The 7,077-nt window shown below is 63.9% G+C and carries 11 protein-coding genes; 9 read left to right on the top strand and 2 right to left on the bottom strand.

Going from position 1 to position 7,077, the window contains the following annotated elements; translation table 11 throughout:
* The 3 genes from NE609_RS16410 to NE609_RS16400 form a co-directional block, all read left to right on the top strand.
* A partial coding sequence (locus tag NE609_RS16410) for a hypothetical protein (protein ID WP_256153133.1) occupies positions 1-245 on the top strand: 245 nt, incomplete at its 5' end.
* Positions 217-651 carry a universal stress protein UspA gene (locus NE609_RS16405; RefSeq protein ID WP_101552430.1) on the top strand — a complete coding sequence of 145 codons (435 nt, stop codon included), beginning with the start codon at positions 217-219 and terminating at the stop codon, positions 649-651. The genes NE609_RS16410 and NE609_RS16405, both read left to right, overlap by 29 nt.
* A 40-nt stretch (positions 652-691) precedes the next feature.
* Positions 692-1,666: an alpha/beta hydrolase gene (locus tag NE609_RS16400; protein ID WP_256153132.1), complete on the top strand. Its 975-nt coding sequence runs from the start codon at positions 692-694 to the stop codon at positions 1,664-1,666.
* A gap of 59 nt (positions 1,667-1,725) precedes the next feature.
* Here NE609_RS16400 and NE609_RS16395 read toward each other — a convergent pair whose 3' ends face one another.
* Both NE609_RS16395 and cysK read right to left on the bottom strand, forming a co-directional pair.
* Complete coding sequence (locus NE609_RS16395; RefSeq protein WP_256153131.1) at positions 1,726-2,166, bottom strand: hypothetical protein; 441 nt, start codon at positions 2,164-2,166, stop codon at positions 1,726-1,728.
* Positions 2,167-2,203: 37 nt separating this feature from the next.
* Positions 2,204-3,133, bottom strand: coding sequence for a cysteine synthase A (cysK, locus tag NE609_RS16390; RefSeq protein ID WP_101552424.1), 930 nt, complete (start codon positions 3,131-3,133; stop codon positions 2,204-2,206).
* A 216-nt stretch (positions 3,134-3,349) separates the two neighbouring features.
* On the opposite strand from cysK, the gene ylxM reads away from it, so the two are divergent.
* The 6 genes from ylxM (at position 3,350) to trmD (ending at position 7,012) form a co-directional block, all read left to right on the top strand.
* Positions 3,350-3,715 carry a YlxM family DNA-binding protein gene (ylxM, locus tag NE609_RS16385; RefSeq protein ID WP_172439274.1) on the top strand — a complete coding sequence of 122 codons (366 nt, stop codon included), beginning with the start codon at positions 3,350-3,352 and terminating at the stop codon, positions 3,713-3,715.
* A 36-nt stretch (positions 3,716-3,751) separates the two neighbouring features.
* The gene (gene ffh / locus NE609_RS16380; protein WP_256153130.1) at positions 3,752-5,128 is read left to right on the top strand and encodes a signal recognition particle protein; all 1,377 of its coding nucleotides are present in this window, start codon (positions 3,752-3,754) and stop codon (positions 5,126-5,128) included.
* A gap of 70 nt (positions 5,129-5,198) precedes the next feature.
* On the top strand, positions 5,199-5,441 hold the full coding sequence (gene rpsP, locus NE609_RS16375) for a 30S ribosomal protein S16 (protein ID WP_006873857.1): 243 nt from the start codon (positions 5,199-5,201) through the stop codon (positions 5,439-5,441).
* A gap of 23 nt (positions 5,442-5,464) precedes the next feature.
* The gene (locus tag NE609_RS16370; RefSeq protein ID WP_101552420.1) at positions 5,465-5,698 is read left to right on the top strand and encodes a KH domain-containing protein; all 234 of its coding nucleotides are present in this window, start codon (positions 5,465-5,467) and stop codon (positions 5,696-5,698) included.
* Between the two features lie 68 nt (positions 5,699-5,766).
* A complete protein-coding gene (gene rimM, locus NE609_RS16365) occupies positions 5,767-6,276 on the top strand; it encodes a ribosome maturation factor RimM (protein WP_121587367.1) in 510 nt (169 codons plus the stop codon).
* On the top strand, positions 6,269-7,012 hold the full coding sequence (trmD, locus tag NE609_RS16360) for a tRNA (guanosine(37)-N1)-methyltransferase TrmD (RefSeq protein ID WP_121587368.1): 744 nt from the start codon (positions 6,269-6,271) through the stop codon (positions 7,010-7,012). Before rimM ends, trmD begins: the two co-directional genes overlap by 8 nt.
* Positions 7,013-7,077 lie beyond the last annotated feature (65 nt).

Genomic DNA, 7,077 nt, shown 5'->3' with positions numbered 1-7,077 from the left:
ACGCCGATCTTGATGGTCTTGCCCGCGTCCTCGCTGGGGGCGGGAGCGGCGTCGTGCGCCCCCCGGGGGGGGGGGCGGTTTTTGTCGGTATCGGACGGGCGGCGGTTTTTTATAAAAATCGGGTTCTTTATCATAATTTGTTTACAATTTTGTTGTATACTGATTGGGAAGAAAACATTCCGCCGTCCCCGGCGGATCCGGATAGAGGAGGGCGTCATGAATCAGACGCAGCCGAATGTCTATAATACCCTTGTGCTGGTCACCGACCAGTTCACCTGCGAGCGGATCATCAAGGCCGCGCGCGTGATCGCGGACCTGAGCAAGACCGACCTCACGGTGCTCAGCGTCATGAAGACGGGCGCGCAGATCAACCCCGCGGCGCTCGAACACCTCTTCGGCGTCGCCAAGGAATACGGCGCCAAAATGACGGTGGAGTTTTCCAACAACCCGCAGAGCGCGATCGTCCATTCGATCCGGGAGAACCGGGTGATCAACGCGGTCACCGGCATGCCACGGGACGAGAGCTCGATCCTCGTGCGGATGTGGAAGACGCTTCAGAACGTCACCTTCTTCACCGTCAACGAGAAGGGGGAGCTGCACGAGGTGGTCGACCGCGAATTCGCGGCGGCCATTGAGATCGGCGCGCGATGAATCGGACGGCAGGACGCCTGCCGCGGGAGGAACGAACAAGATGAACATCACTGTCAGGCAGATCGAATTCAGGAGCACCAACGGCACCGACACCATCTTTGGATGGATCTATATCCCGGCGGGCCCGGTGCGCGCCGCCGTGCAGATTTCCCACGGCATGGTCGAGCACATGGGCCGCTACCACGAGTTCATGCGCTGGCTCGCGCAGCAGGGGTACGCGGCGTGCGGCGTCGACCACCTCGGCCACGGCCGCTCGGCGCGGGACGACGGGCACCTCGGCTATTTCGCCGAGCAGGACGGCTGGAAGCGGCTGGTCGACGACCAGCACAAGTTCAACAAGATCATCCGCAGCGAGGTCCCCGGCGCGCCCGTCGTGCTGCTCGGGCACAGCATGGGCTCCTTCGTCGCCCGCCTCTACGCCGCGAAATACCCCCGGACGATCGCCGGGCTCGTGCTCTGCGGCACCGCGCGCGCGGGCGTGCGGGTCGACTTCGGGCGCAGGCTCGCCGCCCGCTCGATCAAAAAGAACGGCGAGCTCTACCGCGACCACGACCTCCAGCACCTCGTCTTCGGGCGCTATAACGACCGCTGCGTCCCCGCCGTCACCGGCTACGAGTGGCTCAGCCGCAACACCGCGCTCGTCGAGCGGTACGCCGACGACCCGCGCTGCGGGTACCTGCTCACGGTCTCGGGCATGGCCGACATGTTCACGCTGCTGAAAAAGTGCAACGAGGCGGCCTGCTTTGCCGGCGTCGACAGGCAGACCCCCATCTATATCGTCTCCGGGTCGATGGACCCGGTGGGCGAGTACGGCAGGGGCCCCACGCAGGTGTACGACCGCTATGTGAAGGCGGGGGTCGCCGACGTGGAGCTGGTGCTCTACGAGGGGGCGCGCCACGAGGTGCTCGGGGAGCAGGGCCGCGAGCAGATCTGGCAGGAGCTGCTCGGCTGGCTGGACGACCACTTCGTCCCCGCCCCGGAGGAAGAGGAGGAGCCGGACGACCCGGAGACCTGATGAAAACCAAAAGCCCCCGGCGCTTTCGCGCCGGGGGCTTTTTCCGTCCCGACGAAGGGTCAGGACTTTTGGTTGCGGATGGACATCTGCTCGACGACTTCGGCAAAGAAGAGGAAGAGGAAGCAGACGGCGACCAGGCAGACGAGCGGCAGGACCATGCCGATCAGCGAATAGAAGAGGGAGAGGTTGAGGGAGGACATGCTCTGGTTGGTCTGCCCGAGCGCGATCATCAGGTCGAGCTGGGATTTCTGGGTGAAATAGCTCGAGAGGGTGAGAATGAGCTGGCTGAGCAGGTAGACCGCGGTCACGACCAGCCCGCCGATGTGCAGGCGGTAGAGGGTGTTCGCCGTCCGGTGGGTGTAGCGGGCGGCCTTTTTCGGTTTGTCCGCGGGGATGGGGCCGGCGGATTCCGGCGCGGCCTCCTCCGGAGCGGCGGGCTGCGCCTGCTCCGCCGGCGCCTCGGTCTCTTCCTGCGGGAGTTTGTTTTCCTGTTCGTTCATCATGCTTCCTCCGTTTATCAGAAAATTTTATGGTTCCTTACGCTTCGTACAGCCCCGACGAGAGGTAGCGTTCCCCCGTGTCGGGGCAGACGGCGACGATCAGCCTGCCCGCGTTTTCCTCCCGGGCGGCGATCTTCGCGGCGGCGGCGATCGCCGCGCCCGACGAGACGCCCACGAGCAGGCCGTCCTGCCTGGCGACGGCGCGGCAGGCCTCGAACGCCTCCCCGGTCGTGACGGTCGCGATTTCGTCGAGCACCGAACGGTCGAGGTTTGCGGGGACGAGGTTGGCGCCGATGCCCTGGATGCCGTGAGGGCCGGCCCGGCCCTCCGAAACAAGGGGGGATTCGGCCGGTTCCACGCCGACCACGCGGATGTCGGGGTTGTGGCGCTTGAGGGCCCGGCCGACGCCTGAAACGGTGCCGCCGGTGCCGAAGGTCGCGACGAGGATGTCGATCCGGCCGTCGGTGTCCCGCAGGATCTCCTTGGCGGTCGTCGCCTCGTGGATGGCGGGGTTGGCGGGGTTCTCGAACTGCTGGGGGATGAAGGCGGAGGGGAGCTGCGAAGCCAGCTCGGCCGCCTTTTCGATCGCGCCGGTCATCCCCTTCGCGCCCTCGGTGAGCACGAGCTCGGCGCCCAGCGCGGCCAGCAGCGCGCGCCGCTCGCGGCTCATCGTCTCGGGCATTGTGAGGATGAGGCGGTAGCCCCGCGCCGCGCAGACGAACGCCAGCCCGATGCCGGTGTTGCCGCTCGTCGGCTCGATGATCACGGTGCCCTCCTTGACGAGGCCGCGCTTTTCCGCGTCGACGACCATCGCGTAGGCGGCGCGGTCCTTGATTGAGCCGAGGGGGTTGAAATATTCCAGCTTGACGGCGAGCTTCGCGGTCAGTCCCCGCGAGGCGCTGTAGTTGGCCAGGTACATGAGGGGGGTGTTGCCGATCAGCTGGGTGAGATCGTTCTTGATGTTCATGGATCGCTCCCTTCTCCGCGGCGCGCGGCGCCGGGCGGCAGGGCCGCATGACGCGGCCCGACAGCTCTATTATACACGATCGCGTGCTCGAATGTTGAACAAAAAGAAAATATTTTGTCGTGTAAAGAAAATCGCCTTGACAGACGGGGGACTGTCCGTTATAATACACAAAGAGGGAACGTGTAAAGCAGATCACTTTACATGATGGGAGGCAGGATGGTGGCTAAAAATCTGGAAATTTCGCTGCTGCTCGATTTTTACGGAGACATGCTCACCGAGAAACAGCGCAATGTCGTGGAGCTCTACTACAACGAGGACCTTTCGCTCTCCGAGATCGCCGCGCACAGCCGGATCACACGCCAGGGCGTGCGGGATTCCATCAAGCGCGCGGAGGGCATCCTGCTCGACCTTGAGGACCGGCTGGGCCTGGCCAAAAAATTCCGGACCATCCAGGACGGGCTCGACCGGATCGTGCAGAACGCGCAGGAGATCCGCGCCTACAACAGCCGCTTCGGCACCTCCAAGGAGATTACCGACAAGTGCGGCGAGATCATCGAGATCGCCGGCTCGATCAACGAATAACACGCTTTTTACATAGGACTGTCAGGAGGGAACCCCATGCCATTTGAAGGCCTGTCCGACAAGCTTTCCGCCGTCTTCAAAAAGATGCGCAACAAGGGGAGGCTCAAGGAGAGCGACATCAAGGAGGCGATGCGCGAGGTGCGTCTCGCGCTGCTCGAGGCGGACGTCAACTACAAGGTCGCCAAGGAGTTCGTCGCCAACGTCACCGCCAAGGCGGTGGGGGACGAGGTCCTCGAGAGCCTCACGCCCGCGCAGATGGTCGTCAAGATCGTCAACGACGAGCTGACCGCGCTGATGGGCGCGGAAAACGCCCGCCTGAACTTTTCCAGCAAGCCCCCGACGGTCGTCATGATGTGCGGCCTGCAGGGCTCCGGTAAGACCACCCATTCCGCCAAGCTGGCGCTGCACTTTAAAAACCAGGGCAAGCGCCCGCTGCTCGTCGCCTGCGACGTCTACCGCCCGGCGGCGATCGACCAGCTCAAGGTCGTGGGGGAAAAGGCGAGCGTCCCCGTCTTTGAGATGGGGCAGGGCGACCCGGTGGAGATCGCCAAAAAGGCGGTCGCCCACGCGAAGGACTACGGCAACGACCTGGTCATCCTCGACACCGCCGGCCGCCTGCACATCGACGAGGAGCTGATGGGGGAGCTCTCCCGCATCAAGGAGACCGTGTCGCCGCAGGAGATTCTGCTCGTCATCGACGCGATGGTCGGCCAGGACGCGGTCAACGTGGCCTCCAAATTCGACGAGACGCTCGGCATCGACGGGGTCATCCTCACCAAGCTTGACGGCGACACCCGCGGCGGCGCGGCGCTTTCGGTGCGCGCGGTGACCGGCAAGCCGATCAAGTTCGCGGGCACGGGAGAAAAGCTCGAGGACCTCGAGCCCTTCTATCCCGACCGCATGGCCTCCCGCATCCTCGGGATGGGGGACGTGCTCACCCTCATCGAGAAAGCGCAGACCGATTTCGACGCCAAGAAGGCGGCCGAGATGGCCGAGCGGCTCAAGCAGAACACCTTTGATTTCAACGACATGCTCGAACAGATGCAGCAGCTCAAAAAGATGGGCCCGCTCTCGAGCGTGATGAATATGCTTCCCGGCGCCGCAGGAAAGATCGGCGACGACGAGGCCGAGCAGGGGGAGAAGGAGCTCCGGAAGGTCGAGGCGATCATCCACTCGATGACCCCCGCCGAGCGGGAAAAGCCCGCGCTCATCAACCCCTCCCGCAAGCGCCGCATCGCGGCGGGCAGCGGCACCGACGTGTCGGACGTCAACCGGGTGCTCCGCCAGAACGAGCAGATGCAGAAGCTCTTCCGGCAGATGTCCGGCGGCGGCAAAAAGAAGGGCAAGCGCCGCAGGAACCCCTTCGCCGGGATGCCCGGCATGGGCGGCGGCATGCCCGGGATGCCGTTTTAAGGCTGTCTCTCCGGGGCTTCCCGGCGGACGATAGAAGACAGAAGGTCAATAACCATAGGAGGTGACATACATGGCTGTTAAAATCAGACTGAGAAGGATGGGTGCGAAGAAGGCTCCTTTCTACCGGATCGTGGTTGCGGATTCCCGTTATCCCCGCGACGGCAGGTTCATCGAGGAGATCGGCACCTATGACCCCACCAAGGACCCCTCCGTGATCAAGGTCGACGCGGAAAAGGCGAAGAAATGGCTCTCCAACGGCGCCCAGCCCACGGACACCGTCAAGGCGCTGCTGAAAATCGAAGGCGTGCTCTAATATGGGCGTGGAGGTAAGTCGTTTTGGATAAGCTGATTGTTACCATCGCGCGGGGCCTTGTCGAGGACAAGGACGCCGTCAGCGTCACGGTCGACGAGCCCAACGAGGAGGGTCTGGTCGTGTACCACCTCCACGTTGCCCCCGACGACATGGGGCGCGTCATCGGCAAACAGGGGCGTATCGCCAAGGCGATCCGCACCGTCGTCAGGGCGGCGGCCAACAAGGCTGAAACCAAAGTCGCCGTCGAGATCGACTGATTGAGAACCGGAAAATGGGGGAGCGTGCGCTCCCCCATTTTTACCCTCTTGCAAGCAGGGAGGACGTCATGAAAAAACAGTTTTTGGAATGTGGAAAGATCGTCACCACCCACGGGATCAAGGGTGAGGTGAAGGTCCAGCCGTGGTGCGACAGCCCCGATTTCCTGCTGGACTTTGAAACTCTTTTCCTCAGGCGCGGCGAGACCCCGCTCACCGTCGAGCGGGCGCGCGTGCAGAAGAATATGGTGGTGCTGAAAATAGCGGGCGTGGACACGCCGGAGGCCGCGGCGGCGCTGCGAAACCAGGTGCTCTACATCGACCGGGCGGACGCGCCGGTCGGGGAAGGGGAGTACTTTGTACAGGACCTGATCGACTGCGAGGTGTTCGACGCGGATACCGGACGCAGCTACGGGAAGGTTTACGACGTGCGCCCGACCGGCGCGAACGACGTCTATTACCTGCGGGACGAGGCGGGGAAGGAGCGACTGGTGCCCGCCATCCCCGACGTGGTGCTCGAGCGGGACGTCGACGCCGGGCGGATCGTCATCCGGCCGCTGGAGGGGCTTTTCGATGATTAAGATCGATCTGGCGACCCTTTTCCCGGACATGTGCGAGACGGTGCTTTCCGAGAGCATCGTCGGCCGCGCCAGAAAGGCGGGCCATCTCGACATCAAGTGCTGGCAGATCCGCGACTACACGGTCGACAAGCACCGCAACGTCGACGACACCCCCTACGGCCCCGGCAAGGGGATGCTGCTCCAGGCCGACCCGATCTACCGCACCTGGGAGGCGGTCTGCGCCGAGCGCGCCTCCCGGCCGCATGTAATCTACCTGTCGCCGCAGGGAAAGACCCTCACCCAGCAGCGGGCGAAGGAGCTCTCCCGGGCGGAGCACCTCTTTGTGCTCTGCGGCCACTACGAGGGGGTCGACCAGCGGGTGCTCGACGAGATCGTCGACGAGGAGATCTCCATCGGGGACTATGTGCTCACCGGCGGGGAGCTCGGCGCGCTCGTACTGATCGACTGCGTGGCGCGGCTCTGCCCCGGCGTACTCGCCGATGAGAGCTGCTTCACCGAGGAGAGCCACTGGAACGGCCTGCTCGAATACCCGCAATACACCAAGCCCGCCGTCTGGCACGGCGTCGCCGTGCCGGAGATCGTCACGAACGGCAACCACGCCGCCATCGCCCGGTGGCGGCGGGAAATGTCCCTCAAGAACACCTATGAAAAGCGCCCCGAGCTTTTGAAAAATGCACAGCTGAACGAAAAGGACAAGTGGTTCCTGCGTACGCTCGGCTGGGAGGAGGAGCTTTGATTTTTTTGCCGCGCTGCGCCCGGCGGCAGTTTTGGATTTGCCGCGCTGCGCCCGGCGAGCCTTTT

The sequence above is a fragment of the Anaerotruncus sp. DFI.9.16 genome (genome assembly GCF_024461615.1).
In the GTDB taxonomy this organism is placed as follows: Bacteria; Bacillota; Clostridia; order Oscillospirales; family Ruminococcaceae; genus Anaerotruncus; species Anaerotruncus massiliensis.
The sequence above is the reverse complement of the archived record's forward strand: the minus strand, read 5'-3'. Positions and strand labels throughout refer to the sequence as shown.